Source organism: Pontixanthobacter luteolus, from assembly GCF_009828095.1.
Lineage (GTDB): Bacteria > Pseudomonadota > Alphaproteobacteria > Sphingomonadales > Sphingomonadaceae > Pontixanthobacter > Pontixanthobacter luteolus.
Window position 1 is genome coordinate 1,077,422 of the sequence record NZ_WTYP01000001.1, and the last position, 22,929, is coordinate 1,100,350.

Consider the following 22,929-nt stretch of genomic DNA (forward strand, 5'->3'; position numbering starts at 1 on the left):
GTTACAGAGTTTGATGCCAAAATCACTGCCGGAAGACAAGATAGTTTGTAAGTTTTCCTGTAAATCGAGGCAAGGAATGGCGATACCAGACAGGTAATCAAATCCCCTACGGAGAATCGCCATGACATATCAGGCCAAGATCAACGAGCTTCAATCCACCATCGCCCAGCAGGGCGCACCGTGGAACGCGATCGACGCGGAAGCAGCCGCTCGTATGCAGATCCAGAACCGGTTCAACACCGGTCTCGACATCGCGAAGTACACTGCGAAAATCATGCGCCGCGATATGGAAGCTTATGACGCTGATCCTGCGAATTACACGCAGTCGCTCGGCTGCTGGCACGGGTTTATCGGGCAGCAGAAGATGATTTCGATCAAGAAGCACTTCGGCACAACGAAACAGCGCTACCTCTACCTTTCGGGCTGGATGGTTGCTGCGCTCCGTAGCGAATTCGGCCCCCTTCCCGACCAGTCGATGCACGAGAAAACCAGTGTTCCGGCACTGATCGAAGAACTCTACACGTTCCTGAAGCAAGCTGATGCCCGCGAACTGGGCATCATGTTCCGCGATCTGGATGCTGCCCGCGAAGGCGGCGACGAAGTCGAAGCAAAGCGGATCGAAAGCGCGATCGACAATTATGAAACGCATGTCGTGCCGATCATCGCCGACATCGATGCCGGGTTTGGTAACGCTGAAGCGACCTATCTTCTCGCCAAGAAGATGATCGAAGCCGGTGCATGCGCCCTGCAGATAGAAAACCAGGTTTCCGATGAAAAGCAGTGCGGCCACCAGGACGGCAAAGTCACCGTCCCGCACGAAGACTTCCACCAGAAGATCCGGGCGATCCGCTACGCGTTCCTCGAACTGGGTGTCGAAGACGGCATCATCGTCGCACGCACCGACTCGCTTGGCGCCGGCCTGACAAAACAGATCGCCGTGACCAAAGAAGAAGGCGATCTGGGCGACCAGTACAACAGCTACCTCGATTGCGAAGAAGTCGATCCGTCCAACATCAAGAACGGCGACGTATTCCTGAGCCGTGAAGGCAAGCTGCTGCGCCCCAAGCGCCTGCCATCGAACCTGTTCCAGTTCCGCGCTGGCACCGGCGAAGATCGCTGCGTCCTCGACGGCATCACCAGCCTCCAGGCAGGTGCAGACCTTCTGTGGATCGAAACCGAGAAGCCGCATATCGGCCAGATCGGCGGAATGGTGAACCGAATCCGCGAAGTGATCCCGAATGCAAAGCTGGTTTATAATAATTCGCCAAGCTTCAACTGGACGCTCAACTTCCGCCAGCAAGTGTTCGATGCATGGGCAGAAGCCGGCAAGGACGTGTCAGCGTACGACCGCGACAGGCTGATGAGCGTAGACTACGACAGCAGCGAGCTGGCCGTAGAAGCAGACGAGCGCATCCGCACCTTCCAGAAAGACGCGGCAGCACAGGCAGGCATCTTCCACCACCTGATCACTCTGCCAACCTACCACACGGCTGCACTGAGCACCGACAACCTCGCCAAGCGTTACTTCGGCGAAGAAGGCATGCTCGGCTACGTCAAGAACGTTCAACGCGAAGAAATCCGTCAGGGTATCGCTTGCGTTAAGCACCAAAACATGGCTGGCTCCGACATCGGAGACGACCACAAGGAAAGCTTTGCGGGTGAAGCGGCTCTGAAAGCCGGCGGCAAGGACAACACCATGAACCAGTTCGCCGCTGCCTGACGTCGAAACAAATCGAAGGAGAAATCCAATGACAGATCCTGACACAAAACCGAAAGAGCCAGGCCGCGCTCGCGCCCTGCTCTCGACTGCAGATTTCAAACTTCTGCGCACCGCGCTTGCCAGCCATGCAAAGACCACGGACGACCGTGAAGAACTGGCCAAGATCAACGCGCTGCACCACCGGCTCGGCACTTACAGCTAACCGGTACAAACAGTCTCCTGGGGAGGAGAAACGGCCGTCGGAGTTTACGCTCCGGCGGCCGTAAATTTGTGGCCGGCGACCACAAATTTTTGAGCCACTCTGCTGGTTCGGTAAGCTTTGCGTAACCATAATAGCGATGCAGTGGTTAACGCCTGCATGGTAAACGGGCACCATGGCGCGCAGAAAGCAACCGACATTGAATGCCAAAATGTACCGGCACTTTGCCGTCGCAACGGTGGTGATCACCGGCGCGATTGCATTGCTGGCGGACGGCGAAAAACGCGAAGCCATCGCCCGGGAAGTCGCCGAGATCGAGGTTCCCGATGTGAAGAAATCGGCTCCGGCGCTGATCATCCGGAATGATCGGGTAAGCGAAGGCGGCGGCGGGGATATGTCGGGCTTCTATTCCGACACCAGTAGCGACACCGCGAGCACAGCCGGGATGGATTCAAGCTACATCGGCGGCAGCGGCGTACTCACTGCCGACAATATCGACAGCCAGAACGGCAGGATGCAGTTGTCGCGGACCGGTTTGACCCTGGCACAGTTCAACGCCCTGTCACCCGAACAGAAACGTGTGCTGCTCGCCATGCTTAATGGCGAAACCGACCCCGCCGCAGACCGCAAACGGGCAGCGGAAGCGGCTGCGGTCGCATCCCTCGCCCGATCAGGCGGCGGCGCAGGTGCAGACTACTAAACGCACCTGATATGCGCGCCAGCCCTGCCCTAGCCGCCGGTTTGCGGTGCCATGATATCCAGCGTTGCCGCGATCATTGCTTCGGATGCCGTTGCAATCACTTTCTCCGCATCTGGCGCCCAGAACGGGCTGTGCAAGGATGGTAATTCCATTTCGCCTGCCTGAGCCTTGGCGAAATCATCAGCCGGGACGCCGCCGACCCAGAAGATGAGCGATTCGACGTTTTCAGGATCGGCCCGGTAGAACTGGCCAAAATCCTCGCCGCCCATCACCGAAGGCACCTGCATAACGCGGTCATCGCCGAACCTTGATTTCAGGCCCGCCATTACTTCCTCGGTAAATTCGGGCGTATTGTATGTAGATGGCGTGTACGGCACCTGCACGGTCACCGTTGGCATCTTTTCGTCGGGCATTCCCGCCGCAATAGCTTCGCCCTTAACGATCCGCGTGATGCCATCCAGCAGCAATTGCCGCGACTCATCGGAATAGGACCGTACGGTCAGTTGAAGCTTGGCCTCGTCCGAAATGATGTTGTGTTTGTAACCGGCACGGAAACTGCCGACGGTCACCACTGCTGGATCAAGCGGGCTGCTTTCGCGGCTGACCAATGTCTGCAACTTCATTACGATTGCGCTGGCCAGCACAACCGGATCCTTCGTCGTGTGCGGGTAAGCGCCATGTCCGCCGATGCCGGGCACTGTGATGTCTACACTGTCGACATTGGCGAGCGCATATCCGGGCGAATATCCGATCATCCCCGCTGGGAATTGCGCCGCGTCATGAAATCCGAGCACATAATCAGGCTTGGGGAAACGTTCGTAAAGGCCGTCCTCGAGCATCGCGAGCGCGCCCTCGCCGATTTCTTCTGCTGGCTGCAGGATCATGACCAGTGTCCCCTGCCATTGATCCTTGCTTTCAGCGAGCACCTGCGCAGTGCCGATCCAGGCGGTCATATGCGTATCATGGCCGCAAGCATGCATGACGCCGGTTTCTACGCCAGATGCAGGAACGGCAGTCCGCTTCGAGGCGAACGGCAATCCGGTCTTCTCAACCAGCGGCAACCCGTCCATGTCGGCGCGGAGCATAACGACAGGCCCGTCACCATTGCGCATGACGGCGACAACGCCGGTCTTGCCAACGCCTTCGGTGACTTCGAACCCGAGATCGCGAGCGCGCTTCGCCAGCTTTGCGGCAGTTTCCACCTCCTGAAAACTCAGTTCGGGATTGGCGTGGAGATCTCGGTAAAGGTCCATCAGTTCGGGCATGTCCTGCGTCACCGCATCGCGCACGTCGTTCGCCGCTGCCGGTGATCCCGCGCCTGCCAATGCTGCGACACCGCAGATAAGAGCCAGTTTAATCCGCATCCCGAATTCCCTTTTCATTTTTCTCTCAGCCATCACACAACGCATGCCATAGCTTCGCAGTCCCGCAAAGCTAAGCATGGTTTCTCCTCACATACCGTAGCTCATCACCAGCAGAATCGAGAGAGTGAACACCATCAGCAGAACCAGCGGCAAACCAGTTCGGATGTAATCGACGAATTCATAGCTCCCCTCGGACATGATCAGCATGTTTGTCTGATATGCAATCGGGGTCGCGTAGCAAAGGTTGCAGCCGAACAGAACGGCAAGGATGAGAGGTTCTGCCGGGAGGCCCAATTGCTGCGCGATTGCAAATGCAATCGGCGTACCAACCGTTGCAGCGGTCGCATTCGATGCAAAATTGGTCAGCAAGGTTACGAACAGCATGATCGCCGCAAGAACGCCCGCAGCGGGCAGATATTGCAGGCCGGAAGACATCACCTCACCCAGCCAGGCGGCAGCGCCACTTTCCAGAATTATGCGGCCCACGGCGATACTGGCCGCCACGAGGACAATTACTTGCCCCGACAGCGCGCGGCCAACACGGTCAAATTTTACGCAGCCGGTCAGGAACATCAAAATTGCCCCGGCCAGAGCGGAAATCGCAATCGGGAACAGGCCGATCGATGCTGTGCCAACCGCACCGAACATGATGCCAGCGGAAAGCCAGGCCTTGGACCGGCGGGGGAGCTCCCGCGCGCCTTCCAGCATCAGCAAGCTGTCGGCTCGGGCAAATTCCTGCAGGTCGTGGTTCAGGCCCATCACAAGCAGAACGTCGCCTTCAGAAATTCGCAGGTCGCCGCCTTCGCTGAACTGGTCTTTTGCGCCCAGTAGACGTTCGGGGCGATGAATGCCAAGCACGGCTACACCATAGAGGTCGGCAATTCCCGAAGTGGGCAAGGTGCGAGTTACGAGGCGCGAATCCGCCGTCACCGTCATTTCGACGACGACAATATCCTTGCTCACCTCGGTCGATTTGCGGCGGATACGGTCGAGCACCCAGACCGGTGCAACCTCTCCCTTGAACACCCTCATTGCGTCTTCCAACGCCTGGTGGGTGCCCGATATCTTCAGTCGTTGCTGTTGTTCAATCGGACCTGGCGGCACATCATGAAACTCAATCCCGTCTGGCAGTTTCGGAAGAATTGCCGATAATTCCTGGCCGATGAACGTGCTATCTGATCCGATCCGCAACCGGGTCTGGAACCGGCGTTCCGCATGCTGTTCCTCAACCCGGTTGTCCTTCAGCAGCCGCGGCATGACGAGCCAAATGTAGGGCAGCGCAATAGCGGAGGCGAGGAGGACGATCGGGGTAAAGTGGAACACGCCCATGCGCGGCATGCCGAGGTCCACCGCGATTGAAACGACAAGGATGTTGGTCGATGTGCCGATTGTCGTCGCCAGCCCGCCCAGCAGGGATGCCGCATTCAGAGGCATCAGGGTCTTGGAAGAAGGCAGAGCACCGCGCGCCGCGAGGGCAGCGAAAATCGGGATCAGCAAGACCAAGACGGGCGTGTTGTTGATTCCCATCGAGAGAACGAAGGCGATGAGCAGCGAAACCAGCAAGCCAAGCTGCAGATTGCGCTTGAAAACGACCTCCAGCAGGCGTGCCGCAGGGTCGAGCGCACCGGTCACCACGAGGCCCCGGCCCATCACCATCAGCGCGCAGATCGTTATCAGCGCGTAATGGCCAAATCCTGCGAAGGCGAGGACCAGGCCATCGGTCGGGTCGTTACCCGGCAGAGGGAAGAAATACAGACCAACTGCAATCACTGCGATGGTCAGAAGCGAGACGATCTCGATCGACATCCGCCCGCGCACGAATCCAACGAACATGGCAACGGTCACGATCATGGCCGCAAGCGCGTGGAATGATGGTAAAGCGGTCATCGTTAATTGGCTGAATCCCAAAGGACGCGCAGAAACACAAGCAGTTTTCTACATCTGGCGTCATGCTGGACATGACGCCGCCACATGGTAGCCAGTGAGGGCAGCCTTTCCAGGATACAGTTTATGAAAGCCCTCGTCTTCCACGGCCCTCGCGACATCCGCTTCGAAAACTATGCTGATCCGGAATTGCGGACACCGAACAGCGCAATTCTGAAAGTCAGCAATTGCTCGATCTGCGGCTCGGACCTGCACATGTATCATGGAGCGCATATCGGAAATAAGGAATACGGGGCCGACAGTGAAACGTTCTGCACCGGTCACGAATTCATTGGCGAAGTCGTGGAAGCAGGACCGAATGTGCACGCCTTCAAAACCGGCGACAAAGTTCTGGCTGCAGGCGGGACCGGATGCGGATCATGCCCGGCATGTCTAACCGGTGGCCCGGGCAACTGCGCGGTGTCCACGGCTTTTGGTATCGGCCCGACGCTTCAAGGCGGCCAGGCAGAATACGTCTGTGTGCCAAACGCAGATGCGACGCTGATGTCCATGGATGGGCTGACCGACGAACAGGCGTTGCTGCTGACCGATGGAATGGCGACCGCCTATTTCGGCCTGACCAGAGCCGAACCGAAGCCGGGCGGAACCGTTGCCGTTGTCGGCCTAGGCCCGATTGGTTTGATGGGTGTCGAATTGGCTTTTGCCTTGGGGGCTGCCAAAGTTTTCGCAATCGACCCGGTGGAATCAAGGCGTGCGATGGCGGAGAAACTTGGTGCAATCACCCTTGCCCCCGGTGCGGATCTCGTGCCCCGCGTACGGGACATGACCAGCGGGAAAGGGGTCGAATCGGTTTTCGAGGCATCAGGTGCCAGCGGGGCAATCGCCAGCGTGCTGCCGTTAACCGCGCGGCGCGGAAATGCCTCGTTTATCGGTATACCGGAGCCGGATGACGCGCTGCCCATGCCCCTGATCATGTTCAAGAACATCACCGTTCGAGGCGGGATTTGCGATGTTCAGAACATGTGGCCTCATCTCGTCCCGCTGGTACAACAAGGCCGGATCACCGCGCCCGACCTGTTCAGCCACGATTTCAACCTGTCGCAGGGGCCGGAAGCTTACAGCCTGTTCGACAGCCGCGACGAAGGCGTACTGAAGATCAATATGACGGTAGGCTGAGGCGCACCAAACTGACGTGTACGTGCAATGTGATGAGCGGGTTGGGAATGGCCGGGGCCGGTCGAGCAACTGAGCTCTTTCAAATAAGATGAAGCGGTGGTGCCCCTGGCCCGACTCGAACGGGCACTCCGTTAGGAACTCGATTTTGAGTCGAGCGCGTCTACCAATTCCACCACAGGGGCATCCCGTGTTGCAGGAAGAGGCGCTTAGCGAGCGAGCGCGGCCTCTTCAAGCGTCCTTTTTAGGCCTTCGCTTTGATCGCGCCTGCCAACAGTTTATGCAGTTTGGAATGAAGCGTATCATTCGCAGCAAGGACCTGCTTCGAATGGATCGGCTCCGAACGGCCGCGATAATCGCTGACGAACCCGCCAGCTTCACGAACCAGAAGGCAGCCGGCAGCTGTGTCCCAGTCGTTCAGGCCGCTTTCCCAAAAACCATCATATCGCCCGGCAGCAAGCCATGCCAAATCCAGCGATGCTGCGCCGTAGCGGCGAATACCTGCAACCTGCGGACCGATTGCACCAAAGATTTTGGTCCATTCGGCAAAATCGCCATGGCCTTGGAATGGCACCCCGGTGGCGATCAGCGAATCCGACAAGGAACCGCGGGCTGAAACCCGCAGCCGCGCGTCTTGCAGCCATGCACCCCGGGACTTTTCCGCCCAATAGGTGTCGTCGGTCACCGGGTTGTAAATCACCGAAGCGATCACATCACCCCAGCCCTGACCGCCCGGCTTCGGTTCCTGCGCAGCGATGGAAATCGCGAAATGCGGGATGCCGTGAAGAAAATTGCTCGTGCCGTCGAGCGGATCGACGATCCAGCGCGGCATGTCGGGTGATCCCTCGATCACGCCGGCTTCTTCCAGAACAAAGCCCCAATCCGGGCGTGCCGCGAGAAGTTCGTCGTAAAGGGTCCGCTCGGACCGCATGTCCGCCTTGGACACGAAATCGGCAGGGCCCTTGCGGCTCACCTGAAGATGTTCGACTTCGCCGAAGTCACGGCGCAGGCGGTGGCCCGCCTTGCGTGCCGCGCGTTCCATTACGCGGATCAGACCTGATACTGCTGCCATGGTTCGTCAGCCAGCCTTGCCTACATAGGTGCGCTCATACGTATCGACGATGATACGGGTGCCGCTTTCGATGTGCGGGGGAACCATCACGCGAACGCCGTTGTCGAGCACTGCCGGCTTATAGCTGGAAGAGGCGGTTTGCCCCTTCACCACCGCGTCAGCTTCGACGATTTCGGCTTCGATCTGGTCAGGCAATGCAACGCTGATCGGTTTTTCTTCCCACAGCTCAAGCGTCACCTGCATACCGTCCTGCAGGAAATCCTTGGCTTCTCCCAAAAGGTCAGCTTCGAGATTGATCTGCTCGTACGTATCGCCGTCCATGAACACCAGAAGATCGCCGTCTTCGTAAAGGTACTGGAACTCCTTGGTGTCCAGACGCACTTTCTCGACTGTGTCGGCGCTGCGGAAGCGAACGTTGGTTTTGCGCCCGTCCTGCAGGTTCTTCATTTCGACCTGCATATACGCGCCACCCTTGCCAGGCTGCGTGTGCTGAATCTTGGCGACTTTCCAGATGCCGCCTTCGTATTCGATAATATTGCCGGGACGAATGTCCACGCCGCTGATCTTCATGGGAGAAAGAGCCTTTTATCGGGGTATGGTGCAGCAAGCTTGCTGCACGCGAATTACTGCGCGCCTTTAGCGGAGCAGTAAGCGGCGGGCAAGGTGGCTGGCGCTAATGGCGTTCGATGGCTATTTGAAGGCGCATCATGATCGGTTCAAAGATTTTCACTCCGTCTGGCCCCGCGCTAGCCCTCTTTACAGCGTTCGGCCTATTGGCTGCGCCCGCCTCGGGCGGCGAAATGCAAGGCAGGCTGGGTACACTTCCTCACGGCAGCTATGTCTGCTCGCTTCCCGGCGATGCTGGCGGGCCCGCCTGGCTTGAACTGGAAGACAAGCGTTTCACGATCGAGAATGCCTCTATCTACCGCACCGAAAACGGGTCTGGGACCTATCTTCTCACCGGCAAGCGGGTGACCTTCACCCGCGGCCCGATGAAGGGCATGAAATTTGAGCGGACGGGCAATGCCTCGCTTCGCTGGATTGACGATGATGGCAAACCAGGCCGGATCCGCTGCATTCGCAGCGCAGCAACGCGATAGGTCTATTTATCCGTGAGGATGGGATAGGGATTCACTGCGTTCGCAGGTTCCCACCATTCTGCATCCTTGGTCGTGCGCAGAATGGCAAAGTGAAGGTGCGGCGAATCAGATTCTGCATTGCCCGTGCTGCCGACACTGCCAAGCCGTTGCCCGCGGCGCACGCGTTGTCCTTCCCGCAGGCCCTGCGCATAATCCTGAAGATGGGCGTAATAATGGATCGTCAACCGGTCCTCTGATCGCACATAGATGGTCTTGCCCCCGGCAGCGGAGGCGTAAAGCTTCTCGATCGTACCGGGCGCTGCAGAAACAACGGTGGTTCCGGCAGGTGCCATTATATCCAGCGCTTCATGCAACTGCGCCCCGGCACCTTCTCGGGTGCTGAACGTGTCGGATAGATCGCTCGCCCTGATATTGAGCACCGGGATCATGAGGCCGCGCGTTTCGGATCGCTCCGGCGAACTCGCGGTGTCGCGGTCAAGCACGGCAGCTGACGGCGCGGTCTCGCTTGGCGGGACGGTGAAAGTCTCCGGGCTTCCATCCGTCGCAATTGTTGGCACCGGGCTCGGTGCAGCTTCCGCCGGGCGGGTCACATCTTTCTGACTGTCGCTATCCGACATTTCGATCAGACTGCCGCCGCCGACGATCCATACGGCTGACGTTATCGTCGCGGTGGCAACGATCGTGACAATTCTATCGAGTATATTCATGGCCATAAGCCCTTATAACAGGGTTTCAGCGCATTGCACTCAGGCTGTTTGACCAAGCTGTTTGGCAAACGCTTCGATCACGCTGGCCTCGTCCCCGTTCCACACTGCACCCGATACCGCGAGAAAATCAGCCCCGGCTTTGATCAGCGGCGCGCAGTTTTCTGGCGTGATACCGCCAATTGCGACGCTGGGTATTTCGAACAGCTCGCTCCAGAATTCGAGCAGTTCGATCTCTGCGGAATGTTCGGTCTCTTTCGTCGTGCTGGGGAAGAAGGCACCGAAAGCTACGTAATCCGCGCCCTGCTCGCCGGCTTCCATCGCAAGGTGCCTGCTGCCGTGACAGGTCACTCCGATCTGGGCATCGCGGCCCAGTTCCTCACGCGCATCTTTGGGTGAACCATCACCCTGTCCCAGATGAACACCATCAGCGCCCAGCCGTTTCGCCAGGGCGACATCGTCGTTGACGATGAATGCGACTTCATGCGCCGCGCATATCTCCTGCAGCGGGGCCGCCAGTTCGGCTGCCTCGTGCTGATCCAGCCCTTTGACCCGGAACTGGAAGGCCGTGACCGGATTATTTTCACCCAGCACGCTAAGAGCGCGTTCCAGCCGTGCGGGAAAACCTCCCGACACGTCGAGCGGTGAGATCAGATATAGCTGCGTTGCGATGTGTTCTGCGTTAGACATGATCGCCGCTTAGAGCCTGACGCGCGATGCGCCAAGCCCGAGCTCAACCCGCAATCGAAGCGTTGTAGATTTCATCAATGGCGTTCGACAGAGTCCGGTCGAATTCCTGATCGTCCATCTGCGCCCGCAACTCTTCGAGCAATGCGCGGCTGAAGCTTGCGATCATTCCGGTGTTCTTTGCCAGTTCGCGCACAGCGTCTTCGCGCGAATAGCCGCCCGACAATGCGACAACCCGCAGCACCTTGGGGTGATCAACCAGCGGCTTGTAAATGTTGGCCTTCGAAGGAATCGTCAGCTTGAACATGACCTTCTGATCATCCCCGAGGCGGTCAAGCTGCTCAAGCGCATTTTCAAGCAAGATTTCTTCGGCTTCTGCGCGTGTATCACTACCCAGCGATGCTTCCGGCTCGAGGATTGGCATCAATCCATTTTCAAGAATCCGAAGGCCGAAATCCATCTGCTGACGGACGTTTGCAGCGATGCCTTCGGCGTTCGCCTCATGAATGACCGAGCGCATTTTGGTGCCAAACACACCGAGCTCTTTTGCACGAGCGCACATTTCATCGAGACGCGGCATGTCCTTCATCAACTGAACGCCGTTTTCCGTGTCGTGCATTCCCGCATCAACCTTCAGAAACGGAACAATCCCGCGATTGGTCAGCTGGGTCGGGATCGGCGTGCCGTCGGCAGTCGCACCGTTCATGGTCCGCTCAAACAGGATTGCCCCAATGACTTTATCACCGGTGAAGCTGGGCGAAGTGACAATACGGCAGCGCATTTCATGGATTTTGGCAAACATTTCATCGTCGCCGGACCACTCGCTGTCTTCAACACCATAACCGCGCAGTGCCTTTGGGGTCGAACCGCCGCTCTGATCCAGAGCTGCGATAAAGCCTTTTCCTTCAGCGATCTTGGCGGTCATTTCAGCGGTGTTCATCGTATTCATCCTGCTTGCTTGCATACGAATGCATGGAGGGTTCGGCGCGCCTTTACCCATGCCCCATGCGCTTCGCAAGTTCATGCGGCGCGCAATTCACGTTTCAAACGCTGGTTTGTCCCAAAGGGAGAAAATGGCACGTGCCGGGCCGCATGCAGCAAAGCATACGCGCAAGTAGCCGAACCGCGACCAGCCAATGGCAAACAGAGATTTTGCGGACCGCAGGGTGCCGGATTATCGCACCCACGCCGCCGATACTGCTGACCTCAGGATTTCAGCGCTGCGACTCCGGGCAGTTCCCTGCCCTCCATCCATTCGAGGAAAGCACCGCCTGCAGTGGAGATATAGCTGAAATCGCCGGCCACCCCCGCATGATTGAGCGCAGCGACAGTATCGCCCCCACCCGCCACCGAAATCAGCGAATCCGCCTTCGATAATGCCGCAGCGGTCTTGGCCAGCGCAACAGTTGCTTCGTCGAAAGGCTCTGTCTCGAATGCGCCCATCGGTCCGTTCCAGACCAGCGTCTTGCAGGTTTTCAGCACGTCCCCCAGCGCCTCGACAGCCTGCGGCCCCACGTCGAGAATCATCTCGTCGGCCGCGACTTCGTGCACATTGCAGGTTCGCACACTTGGGGGATTGGCAGCGAATTCCTTCGCTACAACGACATCATAGGGAAGATGTACAGTGCAGCCGGCATGGTCGGCCTTGTCCATGATCGCATTTGCTGTGTCGGTGAGGTCGTGTTCGCACAGCGATTTACCAACATCCACGCCGCGCGCAGCCAGGAACGTATTGGCCATGCCGCCGCCGATAATCAGGTGCTGGACCTTCCCCACGAGGTTTTCGAGGACTGCCAGCTTGGAGGATACCTTCGCGCCGCCAACGACCGCAGCAACCGGAGGTTCGGGCTTGTCGAGCGCCGCTTCCAGAGCGGTAAGCTCTTTTTCCATCGCCCGCCCAGCAAAGGAAGGAAGCAATTTCGCGATTCCTTCAGTGCTCGCATGAGCGCGGTGCGCCGCAGAGAACGCATCGTTGACGTAGAAATCACCATTGGCGGCGATGCCGCGGGCGAATTCTTCGTCGTTAGCCTCTTCACCGGGCCAGAAACGGGTGTTTTCCAGCAAACCGATATCCCCGTTACGCAGGATGCCGATGGACTGTTCGACCACCGGTCCCTGCACTTCGGGGATGAACATGACCTCGCGGCCCAGCACATCCTCGACCGCGTCGAGCGTCATGCTGACCGACATGGTCGAGTTACGTTCACCCTTGGGCCGGCCAAAATGGGCCAGCAGCAGAACTTTCGCACCCGCATCTGCGAGCTCGAGAATTGTCGGAGCAGATGCCTGAACGCGGGTCGTGTCGGTTACCGAACCGCCGTCCATCGGCAGGTTCAGATCGACCCGAACCAGCGCCACCTTGCCAGTGACATCGCCGAGAACGGTGCCGAGATCATCGAGAGTGCGAAAGTTGCTCATCATGTGCTCCTTAGAGCAAGCCAGCCATGACACCGGCGGTGTCGATCATGCGGTTGGAGAAGCCCCATTCATTATCATACCATGAAACAACACGGCACAGCTTTCCTTCCATGACGGAAGTTTCGAGGCTGTCGATGGTCGAGCTTGCGGGATAGTGGTTGAAATCGCTGCTAACCAAAGGCTGGTCTGTGTAATCGAGCACACCCTTCATCGGACCTTCGGAAGCTGCCTTGAGCGCGGCGTTCAATTCTTCCGCAGTTGTGTCGCGGCCCGGTGTGAATACCAGATCGACGAGGCTTACATTGGGCGTTGGAACACGAACCGACGAACCATCCAGCTTGCCAGCCAGTTCCGGCAGCACCAGACCGACAGCGCGAGCAGCACCGGTGGTGGTCGGGATCATGTTCTGCGCACCGCCGCGGGCACGGCGCATATCGCTGTGCATCTGGTCGAGCATACGCTGGTCATTGGTATAGCTGTGGATCGTAGTCATGAAACCGCGTTCGATACCGACCAGGTCATTAAGGACCTTGGCAACCGGCGACAGGCAGTTGGTGGTGCAGCTGGCGTTGGAAACGATGACATCGTCCGAGGTCAGGATGTCGTGGTTGACGCCGTATACGATGGTCGCGGTAACATTCTTCGCCGGGGCGGAAATCAGGACACGCTTGGCTCCTGCCTTCAAATGCGGTTCGGCTGCCTCGTGCGACTGGAAGAAGCCGGTGCATTCGAGAACGATGTCGACGCCCATCTCACCATGAGGAAGATTGCCCGGATCGCGTTCGGAAGTGACGGCGATTTTCTTGCCGTTTACAGTGATGCTGTCATCGCTGGCAGATACTTCGCCCGGGAAACGGCCGTGCGTGGAATCGTACTGGAACAGCAGCGCATTCGCCTTTGCGTCAGCCAGATCGTTGATCGCGACCAGATCGAGATCGTGATCGTCACGCTCCAGAATTGCGCGAGCCACAAGGCGGCCGATGCGCCCAAAACCGTTGATTGCAACCTTCGTCGCCATGGAAATAACTCCTGCTTAACCGTTGAGTTTATTAGTGATCTGCGGAACGATAGCGTCCGCTGTGAAACCGAATTTCTCGAACAAATCGCTCGCCGGGGCCGACGCGCCGAAGCGGTCAATGCCGATATTGATTCCGTCCGTACCGGTATAGCGTTCCCAGCCAAAACTGGTGCCCGCCTCAATCGATACCTTCAGCGTATCGGCCGGCAGAATATCCGAGCGATAGGCTGCGTCCTGCGCGTCGAACAGTTCGGTGCACGGCATGGATACGACATCGGCGCCAATTCCCTGCTGCTCAAGCTGATCGGCGACCTGCACCGCCAACTGGACTTCCGAACCGGTCGCGACCAGCACAACCTTGCGGTCTGCATTCGCGGCGCGCAGGCGATACCCGCCGTTCGCGCTGCGGTTCTTCGCCGATGTCCAGTTCTTGTCGCCCTCACCTCGCAATTGCGGCAGACCCTGACGCGAAAGCGCGAGGATTGACGGCGTCGAAGGTGTTTCAAGCGCCAGCGCCCAACATTCCGCTGTCTCGATCGTGTCGCAGGGGCGATAGACATTGAGGTTTGGCACAAGGCGCAGGCTCATAACCTGTTCCACCGGCTGGTGGGTCGGCCCGTCTTCGCCCAGCCCGATGCTGTCATGCGTCATCACATAAACGACACCGGTCTGCTGAAGCGCGCTCAGGCGGATGGCGTTGCGGCAGTAATCACTGAAGATCAGGAAGGTCCCGCCATAGGGGACCACGCCGCCGTGAAGCATCATACCGTTCATGGCCGCAGCCATGCCGAATTCCCGGATGCCGTAATATAGGTAACGGCCCGCATAATTGTTTGCACTGAATGGCTCGGTGCTCGGGGTCTTGGTGTTGTTCGACCCGGTGAGATCAGCAGAACCACCGACCAGGTGCGGGATTTGCTGCGTGAGCGGACCAAGTGCCATTTCCGACGCCTTGCGGGTCGCGACCTTTTGCGGCTCGGCAACCAGACCTGCGATGTGCGCCTCGATTGCCGGACTTGCGAGCTTCGCAATGTTGTCCATACGGCTTTCGAATTCGCCCTTCTTGTCCGAAGCATCGAAGCGGGACTGCCACGCTGCGCGTTCCTTCGCGCCGCGATCGCCGGTCGACTTCCAATCGGCAGTGATATCGTCCGGCACAACGAACGGTTCGTATTCCCAGCCAAGCATTTCGCGTGCGGCGGCGATTTCGTCGGGACCGAGCGGCGCACCGTGGGTTGCTGATGTGCCCTGCTTGTTAGGCGCGCCCTTGCCGATGATTGTCTTGCAGGCGACGAGCGAAGGGCGATCATCCGCCATCGCTTCTTCGATTGCGCGGCTGATGTCGGAGGCATCGTGCCCGTCGCAGCTTACGACGTGCCAGCCTGCGGATTGGTGGCGGGCCTTCACGTCTTCGCTGGTCGAAAGGTCAGCCGCGCCATCGATAGTGATGTTGTTGTCATCCCACAGCACGATCAGCTGACCCAGCTTCAAATGCCCGGCAAGTCCGATTGCCTCGTGGTTGATGCCTTCCATCAGGCACCCGTCACCGGCGATTGCCCAGGTGCGATGGTTGACCAGATCATCGCCGAAATGTGCATTCAACTGGCGTTCTGCAATCGCCATGCCGACAGCCATGGCGACGCCCTGGCCCAGCGGACCGGTGGTGCATTCGACACCGTCCAGCAGGAAGTTTTCCGGGTGTCCGGCACACGGACTGCCCAGCTGGCGGAAGTTGCGGATGTCGTCCATCGTCGGTGCCGCGTATCCGGACAGGTGAAGGAGCGAATAGATCAGCATCGAACCATGACCGGCAGACAGGACGAAACGGTCGCGGTCGGCCCAATGCGGCGCGGAAGGATCGAATTTCAGATATTTGGACCACAGGATGGTCGCGACATCTGCCATCCCCATCGGCATTCCGGGATGCCCGGAATTCGCTGCCTGGACAGCGTCCATCGAAAGGGCACGGATGGCATTGGCCATGGGTGCCATGCGGGACGGATCGAGGCTCATTCGGGAAGCTCCTGCCGGATAGAATTTTTGTACACGCGCAGATAGCGATTCGGCGCGCGCGAAGCCTTCGCGGACGCGCTCTTGCAGGTCAAGGATTGCCGTTAAGCCGATCCCCAGCAGGATTGACCGCACCATGACACATCCGGTCCGGCCATAAATTATCAACAGGCCACGCCAAGCCTTTGCCTGACAACGCCAATTCGGATAAAAAGCGCGCATGAGCGGAGACCGTATCGAATCTGCTGTCCAACGTATTGAGACAGCACTTGCACGCATTGCGAAGGCCGCGGACAGCGCGCCGGCATCACCGTCAGCTGTGTCGGCGCTCGTGGTGAAACATGAGGCGCTGCGCGAAACGGCATCGAACACTCTGTTGCAACTCGACAATCTGATCGAGGAGCTCGAGAAGTGAACCAGGTGAAAGTCACCATTGGCCGGCGCGAATACAGCGTGGCCTGCGCCCCCGGTGAGGAAGGTCACGTGGCCAGTCTGGGCGCGATGATCCACGAAAAACTGAGCCAGCTGGGCGCCGACCTGCCTGTGAGTGAGTCGCAGAACCTTCTCTTCGGTGCCTTGTTTGTTGCCGATGAGCTGCACGAGGCGCGCAAGAGCGCAGCGGACAGGCAGCAGGAACACGATCGTCAGCTGAGCGAGTTGAACGAGACTGTCCGCAGCGCCAGCGTCGCCGTGGGGCAGCGCGACGAATTGCAGTTGAAGGTGAGCGATTTGGAATCCGAACTGGACGGATTGCAGTCTGCACAGCAGCGCCACAATGCAGAAGTCGATGACATGCGGACCGAACTGGCCCAGCGGCGCGAGGAAGCCGAAAGTGCGGTAGGCGAGAAGGAAGTAATCGCGGCTCAACTTGCGGAGATTACTCGCGAACGCGACAATTTGCTGAGCAAGATCGAGAGCAAGAACGAGCTTCTTGAAATTGCCAATGACAAGATGCGTGAAACCAACGCGAAGCTCGACGAGGCTCTCAATTCAGCGAGCCAACCGTCAGAGAGCGCTGATCTGGCAAACGACCCAGACCTTGCGCCCGCACTGGAAAGATTCGCCAACTTGCTGGAAGAATGTGCAGACAAGCTTGAGAAGCACGACAGCAACACCTAAATGGTGTGTGGCGGGACTGCCCGGTACGAGCCGCAGAACATCCCTGAGGCTATAAGCAATCCAAGGGAGCTGTCCCTGTCCAAGGTAACGTTTCGCACGGGGCCTTGAGGCACACGGCGCCCACCTGACGTTTTAGGCGTCGGCGGATTTCCCGGTAAACGACCCATGGTGGTTCCGCCACTCCACACGAGCCTAGGGAACCCATGGCCAGCAAATCGACACTTCGCAGAGAGATGCGCGCTTTGCGGCGCGAGCATGCCTCCGCCGTTCCCGAAAACATGCGCGGTCTCATTTTTCGGCATCCGCCCGGTCCCTTGCGCGAATTGATCAAGCCGGACTGGACGATCGGGCTTTATCATGCTGCCGAGCATGAAGCGCCTGCCTCCGGCTATGCGAGACATTTCTCCGAAGCCGGCCATCCTGTGGCCCTGCCCCGGTTCGAATCCAAAGATTCGCCGATGGACTTTGCCGCCCATGACGATCCGTTTGGAGAGCAGGATCTGGAGCACGGCCCGTTCGGGATCATGCAGCCTGCCGCCAGCAGCATAGCCCTTACGCCTGATATCCTGTTTGTGCCGCTGCTTGCTTTCAACGATCAGGGTGCGCGGCTTGGCCAAGGCGGCGGGCATTATGACCGCTGGCTTGCAGACAACCCCGAAACGAAAGCAATTGGCATGGCTTGGGATTGCCAATTGCTCGACCAGATACCTACGGAGCCGCACGATATGATGCTGGACGCCATCGTTACCCCTACCCGCCTTTACGGGCCGTTCTGATGCGCAAGGAACCGACTGCTCGCATCCCTCTGGGAATTCTCGGCTTGCTGATCGCCCTGACGATCTACGGCGTCGTCCTCGCGCGTTATTTGCCCGATCTGATTGGTGATTGGCCAACCCTGGCCCAAACACTGATCTACATCGTTCTGGGGGTGATCTGGCTGCTGCCGCTACGCCGTTTCCTTATCTGGATGGAAACAGGGAAATGGGGCTAGGCACGCGCATTTAGAGCGAAGCCGCGCCTCAGATAGACTGACTAAATTTCTCGGAGAAACCAGCGCCCCACAAAAGTGGTGGCGCGAGTGACGGGACTCGAACCCGCGACCTCCGGCGTGACAGGCCGGCGCTCTAACCAACTGAGCTACACCCGCGTGCAAGACTGCGCTTGGGAGCCGCGCAACTAGGCCAGCATCGTAATGCTGTCAACGCACAAAAAGGCCATTTTTCGAACAGTTTTCAACAAATCTGCCGGTGCCCCCTAATTTACCTCCGTTAACCATATTTTTGCCCGCTCCTGTCATGCCTTTTCGCCTCTAGACGAAGGCTAAGGACAGATCGGAATGACGAATTTTTTCAGGATCGGCCTGTGCGGTGTGGCCGCGATTCTCGCCCCTTTGGCTTCAGCCCATGCAAACTCCGGCGTGAAGCTGTCGCGCGCTGTATATGTTGAGCGTGTTGCCGATAACGGACAGCGGGAAATCGCGCCTGCACGCCAGTTCCGCAAGGGAGACACGGTTATCCTGCTGGTCGAATGGAACTCCGCGCGGGCAGGCGACGCATTCACTGTTTCAAGTCCGATCCCGCCGAGCCTGTCTTTCAAACGCAGCAGTCTGCGCACGCAGAGCGTATCGGTTGATGGCGGCCGCAATTGGGGCCTGATCGGCAACCTGCGCATCCGCGACGAATTCGGCGAACGCATGGCCACAGTCGAGGATGTGACCCATCTTCGCTGGCAGATTGCGCCAGGTGATGCCGGGCAGAAGAACGGCCGGATCACCTATAGCGCAATCGTGCGTTGAGCGTGCTTACTCCGTCAGGAGCAGGACGGGTGTTTCAACCAGCTTCTTGAATTCCTGGATAAAGCTCGCCGCATCGTAACCATCCACGACGCGGTGGTCGCAGCTGATCGAGATATTCATCAACTTGCGTTTCTCGATCCGTTCGCCGCCAGCACCATCGCTGACATACATCGGACGTTCGATAATCCGGTTGGGACCGATGATCGCGACTTCAGGCCGGTTGATAACGGGCGTGGTGGCCACCCCGCCTAGCGGCCCGAGCGAAGTGAGCGTCAGCGTCGATCCGGAAAGCTCGTCTGATTTTGCCGAGCCATCACGTGCAGCCTCTGCCAGACGGCCGATTTCGCGGGCGAGTTGCCACAAATTCTTCGACTGAGCGTTATGAATGACTGGCACCATCAGGCCAGCATCGGTCTGGGCTGCGATTCCCAAATGCACGCTGCCATGGCGGGTGACAATTCCTGCCTCGTCGTCATAGCGCGCATTGATCATCGGAAAGGTTGGGATCAGCTTGCAGATCGCCGTGATGATCAGCGGCATCATCGTCAGCTTCGGCTTGTCGCCGCGATTGGCGTTTAGATCCGCGCGCATTTCCTCAAGTTCGGTAACGTCCACTTCCTCGACATAGGAGAAGTGCGGAATGTTGCGCTTGGATGCGGCCATGTTTTGCGCGATGCGTTTGCGCAGGCCGATGACCTTGATTTCCTTGTCCTCGCGCTGCCCGCCTGCCGGGCTGAAGCCGGTGCCGGCATTGTAGGACAGAAATGCATCGAGGTCGGCGTGACGGATCCGGCCGTCTTCCGCCGGCTTCACCTCGCCAAGGTCGATACCAAGATCCTTTGCACGCTTGCGGACCGCAGGGGATGCAAGAACCTTGTGGCCAGACGTTGCTTGCGCAGCGGGCACTTCCTCAGCCTTGGGTGCGGGTGCAGAGACTGGTTTTGGGGCCGGCTGCGGAGCCGGTTCTGCTTTCGCCACCGCTTCCGGCTTCGTGCTTTTCGCCGCTTCGGGTTGCTTCTCGGCAGGTTCAGCAGGCCCGTCATCTGCGCTGTCCTCAGCCGCATCATCGGGAATTTCACCGTCGACTTCGATAACGACCAGCATCGAGCCTATCGAAACCATGTCGCCCGCCTCACCAGCGACCTCGATGACTGTGCCGGAAACGGGGCTTTCCATCGGAACCGTGGCCTTGTCGGTCATCATGTCCACGATTTCCTGGTCTTCCTCGACCCGGTCACCAACGCCGACGTGCCAATCCACGATTTCTGCTTCAGCGATACCTTCGCCGATATCGGGCATGTTGAAGGTGAATTTTGTCATCTCGATTACTCGCTTACCATGTTGTCGTAGACCCAGTCGGTCACTTCGATTGTTGCCAGCGCAGTTCCAACCGCGACCGGCGCACCATCGCCGCAAAGTATTTCAGTCAACTTGCCCGGCCACGGGCTGTTCAGCTCAATGTGCGCAATTTCTGTTTCTAAAGAAACGAGCGGCGTGCCATCCTCGAATTCGTCACCCGCCCCAGCCAGCCAACGCTGGACTGCAACGGGACCAAACTGGTCCATGATCGCCGGCAAATCGAGAGTAACGGCCTTCATTCAGCCCGCCATCATCTTGTCGATTGCCTCGCCAATGCGGACCGGACCAGGGAAATAGGCCCATTCCAGGCTATGCGGATACGGGGTGTCAAAACCTGTCACCCGCTCGACCGGCGCTTCCAGGTGATAGAAGCACCGCTCTGTTACCAACGCGGAGAGTTCCGCGCCAAAGCCCGATGTGCGGGTCGCCTCGTGAACGATCAGGCATTTGCCTGTTTTCTTCACCGATTCCTCGATCGCCTCGATATCGAGCGGCACCAGGGTGCGCAGATCGAGAATGTCGGCTTCCACGCCTTTTTCACGGCAGACCGCTTCGGCGACATGGACCATAGTTCCGTAGGTGAGGACGGTCAGTTCCTCGCCTTGGGTTACATGGCGGGCCTTGCCCAGCGGGATCTTATAGTGACCTTCGGGCACGATGCTTTCATCGAACCTTTTCCACGGCTCCACCGGTTTGTCGTAATAGCCGCTAAACGGACCGTTATAGATACGCTTCGGTTCGAAGAAGATGACCGGATCATTGTCCTCGATGCATGAAATCAGCAGCCCCTTCGCATCGTAGGGTGTCGAGGGAATGACCGTTTTCAGGCCGGAAACATGGGTGAAGATCGCCTCGGGGCTCTGACTGTGGGTCTGCCCGCCGAAAATACCGCCGCCGAAGGGCGAACGCACCGTCATAGGCGATATGTAATCACCAGCGGAACGGTACCGCAGCCGTGCTGCCTCTGAAATCAACTGGTCCAGCCCGGGATAGATGTAATCCGCAAACTGGATTTCAGGCACCGGGCGCAGGCCGTATGCGCCCATGCCCACCGCGACACCGATAATGCCGCATTCAGAGATCGGCGTATCAAATACGCGCGTCTTGCCGTGTTTTTCCTGAAGTCCCGCAGTGGCGCGAAAAACGCCGCCAAAATAACCGACGTCTTCACCCATCACGATCACATCGGGATCTTCGCGAAGCTTGATGTCGAGCGCTTCGTTGATCGCCTCGATCATGTTCAGGTGGCGCTCGGTCCCGCTACCGTTCACAGTCTTTTCTTTCGTATCTGCACTCACGAGTTCGGCCTCCCTTCAGGGAACTTTGTCTCGCGTTCGTGGATCGCCTGTTCGCTTTGCTCTTTCAGATGCCAGGGCAGTTCTTCAAATACGTCCTCGAACATTGTCTTGAACGGATGATGCAGACCATGCCCGAGAATGCCGTTCTTTTCGGCTTCCTTGGTGACAGCTTTCACGTGGTCGACACATTCCTTGTCGAGCGCTTCCTGTCTGTCTTCATCCCACTCGCCGATTTCGATCAGGTGGTTTTTCAGGCGCATCACCGGGTCACCCAGTGGCCATTCCTCGCGCTCCTGAGCGCTGCGATAGCCGCTTGGATCGTCGGAGGTCGAATGGCCCTCGGCGCGGTACGTGAAGTGTTCGATCAGGGTCGGTCCGGCATTGGCCCGGGCACGGTTCGCGGCCCACCGCTCTGCCGCATACACGGCCAGCGGATCATTCCCGTCGACACGCAAGCCTGCGAGACCATAGCCAAGCGCACGCGCGGCAAAGGTTGTGCGCTCCGCCCCGGCAAAACCGCTGAAGCTGGAGATTGCCCACTGATTGTTGATAACGTTGAGGATAACCGGTGCATTATAGACGGTGGCGAAGGTACAGGCGCTGTGAAAATCGCCTTCCGCAGTGCTGCCCTCACCCACCCATGTGGCGGCAATCCGGCTGTCGCGCTTGATCGCGCTCGCCATGGCCCAGCCAACCGCCTGAGGGGTTTGCGTGGCCAAATTGCCGGAAATCGAGAAGAAACTGTGTTCCCGGCTGGAATACATTATGGGGAGCTGGCGCCCCTTCAGCTTGTCACCTTTGTTCGAATAGATCTGGTTGATCATTTCGATCATCGGATAACCGCGCGCGATCAGGATGCCCTACTGGCGATATGACGGAAAAATCATGTCATCGCTGGCCAGAGCCATTGCCGCCGAAATGGAGGTGGCCTCTTCACCGGTGCACTTCATGTAGAAGCTGGTTTTACCCTGCCGCTGCCCGCGGAACATGCGTTCATCAAACGCGCGCGTCATCGCGAAATTGTGCAGCATTGTGCGCAATGTATCGGGGTCGAGTTTCGGGTCCCACGGGCCATGCGCCTTGTTATCGTCGCCCAATACGCGGATCAGGTCGTAACAAAGGTCGCTGGTTTCAATCGCCTCGCATGCCTCGTCCGGCCGGGCCTGTGCGCCGGCTTCGGGCACTACGATATGTGCGAAATCGACCGGGTCGCCAGGGCGATACGTCGGTTCGGGTACGTGAAGCGAAAGCGAGGGCTTGTTTACGCCCTTGCCAGCAGCTTCTTCGGGCCGATCGGCCATGTGGTGCT

At 58.6% G+C, this 22,929-nt stretch carries 23 protein-coding genes, 2 tRNA genes, 1 other RNA gene and 1 pseudogene; 11 read left to right on the plus strand and 16 right to left on the minus strand.

Translation table 11 applies throughout. From position 1 onward, the window contains the following. Positions 1 to 121: 121 nt before the first annotated feature. The 3 genes from GRI43_RS05125 to GRI43_RS05130 all read left to right on the plus strand — a co-directional run bounded on the left by GRI43_RS05125 (position 122) and on the right by GRI43_RS05130 (position 2,619). Complete coding sequence (locus tag GRI43_RS05125; RefSeq protein WP_160729975.1) at positions 122 to 1,720, plus strand: isocitrate lyase; 1,599 nt, start codon at positions 122 to 124, stop codon at positions 1,718 to 1,720. A gap of 28 nt (positions 1,721 to 1,748) precedes the next feature. Further along, complete coding sequence (locus tag GRI43_RS13850) at positions 1,749 to 1,922, plus strand: hypothetical protein (RefSeq protein ID WP_202391593.1); 174 nt, start codon at positions 1,749 to 1,751, stop codon at positions 1,920 to 1,922. A gap of 208 nt (positions 1,923 to 2,130) precedes the next feature. Beyond that, the gene (locus GRI43_RS05130) at positions 2,131 to 2,619 is read left to right on the plus strand and encodes a hypothetical protein (protein WP_160729976.1); all 489 of its coding nucleotides are present in this window, start codon (positions 2,131 to 2,133) and stop codon (positions 2,617 to 2,619) included. Between the two features lie 29 nt (positions 2,620 to 2,648). Here the strand turns inward: GRI43_RS05130 and GRI43_RS05135 are convergent, their stop codons facing one another. Both GRI43_RS05135 and GRI43_RS05140 read right to left on the minus strand, forming a co-directional pair. Next, complete coding sequence (locus tag GRI43_RS05135; protein ID WP_160730647.1) at positions 2,649 to 3,983, minus strand: amidohydrolase; 1,335 nt, start codon at positions 3,981 to 3,983, stop codon at positions 2,649 to 2,651. 87 nt (positions 3,984 to 4,070) lie between these two features. After that, positions 4,071 to 5,870, minus strand: a complete 1,800-nt coding sequence (locus tag GRI43_RS05140) for an SLC13 family permease (RefSeq protein WP_160729977.1) — start codon at positions 5,868 to 5,870, stop codon at positions 4,071 to 4,073. Between the two features lie 123 nt (positions 5,871 to 5,993). On the opposite strand from GRI43_RS05140, the gene GRI43_RS05145 reads away from it, so the two are divergent. After that, complete coding sequence (locus GRI43_RS05145; RefSeq protein WP_160729978.1) at positions 5,994 to 7,043, plus strand: zinc-binding dehydrogenase; 1,050 nt, start codon at positions 5,994 to 5,996, stop codon at positions 7,041 to 7,043. A gap of 97 nt (positions 7,044 to 7,140) precedes the next feature. On the opposite strand, the gene GRI43_RS05150 is transcribed toward GRI43_RS05145, so the two are convergent. From GRI43_RS05150 to efp, 3 genes are all read right to left on the minus strand, one after another. Continuing rightward, positions 7,141 to 7,225, minus strand: a tRNA-Leu gene (locus tag GRI43_RS05150). 59 nt (positions 7,226 to 7,284) lie between these two features. Next, a complete protein-coding gene (locus GRI43_RS05155; protein ID WP_160729979.1) occupies positions 7,285 to 8,112 on the minus strand; it encodes an inositol monophosphatase family protein in 828 nt (275 codons plus the stop codon). 6 nt (positions 8,113 to 8,118) lie between these two features. After that, a complete protein-coding gene (gene efp, locus GRI43_RS05160) occupies positions 8,119 to 8,682 on the minus strand; it encodes an elongation factor P (RefSeq protein ID WP_160729980.1) in 564 nt (187 codons plus the stop codon). A 137-nt stretch (positions 8,683 to 8,819) separates the two neighbouring features. Between efp and GRI43_RS05165 the strand changes: the two genes are divergently transcribed. After that, complete coding sequence (locus GRI43_RS05165) at positions 8,820 to 9,212, plus strand: elongation factor P (RefSeq protein ID WP_160729981.1); 393 nt, start codon at positions 8,820 to 8,822, stop codon at positions 9,210 to 9,212. Positions 9,213 to 9,214: 2 nt separating this feature from the next. On the opposite strand, the gene GRI43_RS05170 is transcribed toward GRI43_RS05165, so the two are convergent. The 6 genes from GRI43_RS05170 to tkt all read right to left on the minus strand — a co-directional run bounded on the left by GRI43_RS05170 (position 9,215) and on the right by tkt (position 16,052). Continuing rightward, on the minus strand, positions 9,215 to 9,919 hold the full coding sequence (locus GRI43_RS05170) for a M23 family metallopeptidase (RefSeq protein ID WP_160729982.1): 705 nt from the start codon (positions 9,917 to 9,919) through the stop codon (positions 9,215 to 9,217). Positions 9,920 to 9,958: 39 nt separating this feature from the next. Beyond that, a complete protein-coding gene (gene thiE, locus GRI43_RS05175; protein ID WP_160729983.1) occupies positions 9,959 to 10,606 on the minus strand; it encodes a thiamine phosphate synthase in 648 nt (215 codons plus the stop codon). A gap of 43 nt (positions 10,607 to 10,649) precedes the next feature. After that, positions 10,650 to 11,543: a fructose bisphosphate aldolase gene (locus GRI43_RS05180; protein ID WP_160729984.1), complete on the minus strand. Its 894-nt coding sequence runs from the start codon at positions 11,541 to 11,543 to the stop codon at positions 10,650 to 10,652. Positions 11,544 to 11,809: 266 nt separating this feature from the next. Then, a complete protein-coding gene (locus GRI43_RS05185; RefSeq protein WP_160729985.1) occupies positions 11,810 to 13,021 on the minus strand; it encodes a phosphoglycerate kinase in 1,212 nt (403 codons plus the stop codon). A gap of 10 nt (positions 13,022 to 13,031) precedes the next feature. Then, entirely contained in the window at positions 13,032 to 14,039 is a 1,008-nt protein-coding gene (gap, locus tag GRI43_RS05190) for a type I glyceraldehyde-3-phosphate dehydrogenase (protein WP_160729986.1), read from the minus strand. A 15-nt stretch (positions 14,040 to 14,054) separates the two neighbouring features. Beyond that, positions 14,055 to 16,052, minus strand: a complete 1,998-nt coding sequence (gene tkt, locus GRI43_RS05195) for a transketolase (protein WP_160729987.1) — start codon at positions 16,050 to 16,052, stop codon at positions 14,055 to 14,057. Positions 16,053 to 16,269: 217 nt separating this feature from the next. Between tkt and GRI43_RS05200 the strand changes: the two genes are divergently transcribed. From GRI43_RS05200 to GRI43_RS05215, 5 genes are all read left to right on the plus strand, one after another. After that, positions 16,270 to 16,464, plus strand: a complete 195-nt coding sequence (locus GRI43_RS05200) for a hypothetical protein (RefSeq protein ID WP_160729988.1) — start codon at positions 16,270 to 16,272, stop codon at positions 16,462 to 16,464. Further along, entirely contained in the window at positions 16,461 to 17,168 is a 708-nt protein-coding gene (locus GRI43_RS05205) for a cell division protein ZapA (RefSeq protein ID WP_160729989.1), read from the plus strand. Before GRI43_RS05200 ends, GRI43_RS05205 begins: the two co-directional genes overlap by 4 nt. 10 nt (positions 17,169 to 17,178) lie before the next feature. Next, positions 17,179 to 17,347, plus strand: a non-coding RNA gene (gene ssrS, locus GRI43_RS14110) — 6S RNA. A gap of 24 nt (positions 17,348 to 17,371) precedes the next feature. After that, positions 17,372 to 17,944 carry a 5-formyltetrahydrofolate cyclo-ligase gene (locus GRI43_RS05210; protein WP_160729990.1) on the plus strand — a complete coding sequence of 191 codons (573 nt, stop codon included), beginning with the start codon at positions 17,372 to 17,374 and terminating at the stop codon, positions 17,942 to 17,944. Then, complete coding sequence (locus GRI43_RS05215; RefSeq protein ID WP_160729991.1) at positions 17,944 to 18,159, plus strand: DUF2842 domain-containing protein; 216 nt, start codon at positions 17,944 to 17,946, stop codon at positions 18,157 to 18,159. The genes GRI43_RS05210 and GRI43_RS05215 overlap by 1 nt, the downstream gene beginning before the upstream one ends. 79 nt (positions 18,160 to 18,238) lie before the next feature. Here the strand turns inward: GRI43_RS05215 and GRI43_RS05220 are convergent. Beyond that, positions 18,239 to 18,315, minus strand: a tRNA-Asp gene (locus tag GRI43_RS05220). A gap of 189 nt (positions 18,316 to 18,504) precedes the next feature. On the opposite strand from GRI43_RS05220, the gene GRI43_RS05225 reads away from it, so the two are divergent. Then, positions 18,505 to 18,963 (plus strand): hypothetical protein, encoded by a 459-nt coding sequence (locus GRI43_RS05225; RefSeq protein ID WP_235903611.1) that lies wholly within the window; start codon positions 18,505 to 18,507, stop codon positions 18,961 to 18,963. A 6-nt stretch (positions 18,964 to 18,969) separates the two neighbouring features. Here GRI43_RS05225 and GRI43_RS05230 read toward each other — a convergent pair whose 3' ends face one another. The 4 genes and pseudogenes from GRI43_RS05230 to GRI43_RS05245 all read right to left on the minus strand — a co-directional run bounded on the left by GRI43_RS05230 (position 18,970) and on the right by GRI43_RS05245 (position 22,921). Beyond that, the gene (locus tag GRI43_RS05230) at positions 18,970 to 20,283 is read right to left on the minus strand and encodes a dihydrolipoamide acetyltransferase family protein (protein WP_160729992.1); all 1,314 of its coding nucleotides are present in this window, start codon (positions 20,281 to 20,283) and stop codon (positions 18,970 to 18,972) included. A 5-nt stretch (positions 20,284 to 20,288) separates the two neighbouring features. Then, on the minus strand, positions 20,289 to 20,561 hold the full coding sequence (locus GRI43_RS05235) for a lipoyl domain-containing protein (protein WP_160729993.1): 273 nt from the start codon (positions 20,559 to 20,561) through the stop codon (positions 20,289 to 20,291). Beyond that, positions 20,562 to 21,560 (minus strand): alpha-ketoacid dehydrogenase subunit beta, encoded by a 999-nt coding sequence (locus GRI43_RS05240; RefSeq protein WP_160730649.1) that lies wholly within the window; start codon positions 21,558 to 21,560, stop codon positions 20,562 to 20,564. Between the two features lie 56 nt (positions 21,561 to 21,616). After that, positions 21,617 to 22,921, minus strand: a pseudogene (locus tag GRI43_RS05245) (thiamine pyrophosphate-dependent enzyme). Between the last annotated feature and the right edge of the window lie 8 nt (positions 22,922 to 22,929).

Excerpts from the sequence above, each read along its gene's own strand:
- tkt (WP_160729987.1), bottom strand. The coding sequence starts at position 16,052 with ATGAGCCTCGATCCGTCCCGCATGGCACCCATGGCCAATGCCATCCGT.
- GRI43_RS05145 (WP_160729978.1), top strand. The coding sequence starts at position 5,994 with ATGAAAGCCCTCGTCTTCCACGGCCCTCGCGACATCCGCTTCGAAAAC.
- GRI43_RS05180 (WP_160729984.1), bottom strand. The coding sequence starts at position 11,543 with ATGAACACCGCTGAAATGACCGCCAAGATCGCTGAAGGAAAAGGCTTT.
- GRI43_RS05155 (WP_160729979.1), bottom strand. The coding sequence starts at position 8,112 with ATGGCAGCAGTATCAGGTCTGATCCGCGTAATGGAACGCGCGGCACGC.
- GRI43_RS05125 (WP_160729975.1), top strand. The coding sequence starts at position 122 with ATGACATATCAGGCCAAGATCAACGAGCTTCAATCCACCATCGCCCAG.
- gap (WP_160729986.1), bottom strand. The coding sequence starts at position 14,039 with ATGGCGACGAAGGTTGCAATCAACGGTTTTGGGCGCATCGGCCGCCTT.
- GRI43_RS05135 (WP_160730647.1), bottom strand. The coding sequence starts at position 3,983 with ATGCGGATTAAACTGGCTCTTATCTGCGGTGTCGCAGCATTGGCAGGC.
- GRI43_RS05170 (WP_160729982.1), bottom strand. The coding sequence starts at position 9,919 with ATGAATATACTCGATAGAATTGTCACGATCGTTGCCACCGCGACGATA.
- GRI43_RS05240 (WP_160730649.1), bottom strand. The coding sequence starts at position 21,560 with ATGATCGAGGCGATCAACGAAGCGCTCGACATCAAGCTTCGCGAAGAT.
- thiE (WP_160729983.1), bottom strand. The coding sequence starts at position 10,606 with ATGTCTAACGCAGAACACATCGCAACGCAGCTATATCTGATCTCACCG.
- GRI43_RS05165 (WP_160729981.1), top strand. The coding sequence starts at position 8,820 with ATGATCGGTTCAAAGATTTTCACTCCGTCTGGCCCCGCGCTAGCCCTC.
- GRI43_RS05210 (WP_160729990.1), top strand. The coding sequence starts at position 17,372 with ATGGCCAGCAAATCGACACTTCGCAGAGAGATGCGCGCTTTGCGGCGC.
- GRI43_RS05130 (WP_160729976.1), top strand. The coding sequence starts at position 2,131 with ATGTACCGGCACTTTGCCGTCGCAACGGTGGTGATCACCGGCGCGATT.
- GRI43_RS05215 (WP_160729991.1), top strand. The coding sequence starts at position 17,944 with ATGCGCAAGGAACCGACTGCTCGCATCCCTCTGGGAATTCTCGGCTTG.
- GRI43_RS05225 (WP_235903611.1), top strand. The coding sequence starts at position 18,505 with ATGACGAATTTTTTCAGGATCGGCCTGTGCGGTGTGGCCGCGATTCTC.
- GRI43_RS05200 (WP_160729988.1), top strand. The coding sequence starts at position 16,270 with ATGAGCGGAGACCGTATCGAATCTGCTGTCCAACGTATTGAGACAGCA.
- GRI43_RS05230 (WP_160729992.1), bottom strand. The coding sequence starts at position 20,283 with ATGACAAAATTCACCTTCAACATGCCCGATATCGGCGAAGGTATCGCT.
- efp (WP_160729980.1), bottom strand. The coding sequence starts at position 8,682 with ATGAAGATCAGCGGCGTGGACATTCGTCCCGGCAATATTATCGAATAC.
- GRI43_RS13850 (WP_202391593.1), top strand. The coding sequence starts at position 1,749 with ATGACAGATCCTGACACAAAACCGAAAGAGCCAGGCCGCGCTCGCGCC.
- GRI43_RS05185 (WP_160729985.1), bottom strand. The coding sequence starts at position 13,021 with ATGAGCAACTTTCGCACTCTCGATGATCTCGGCACCGTTCTCGGCGAT.
- GRI43_RS05235 (WP_160729993.1), bottom strand. The coding sequence starts at position 20,561 with ATGAAGGCCGTTACTCTCGATTTGCCGGCGATCATGGACCAGTTTGGT.
- GRI43_RS05140 (WP_160729977.1), bottom strand. The coding sequence starts at position 5,870 with ATGACCGCTTTACCATCATTCCACGCGCTTGCGGCCATGATCGTGACC.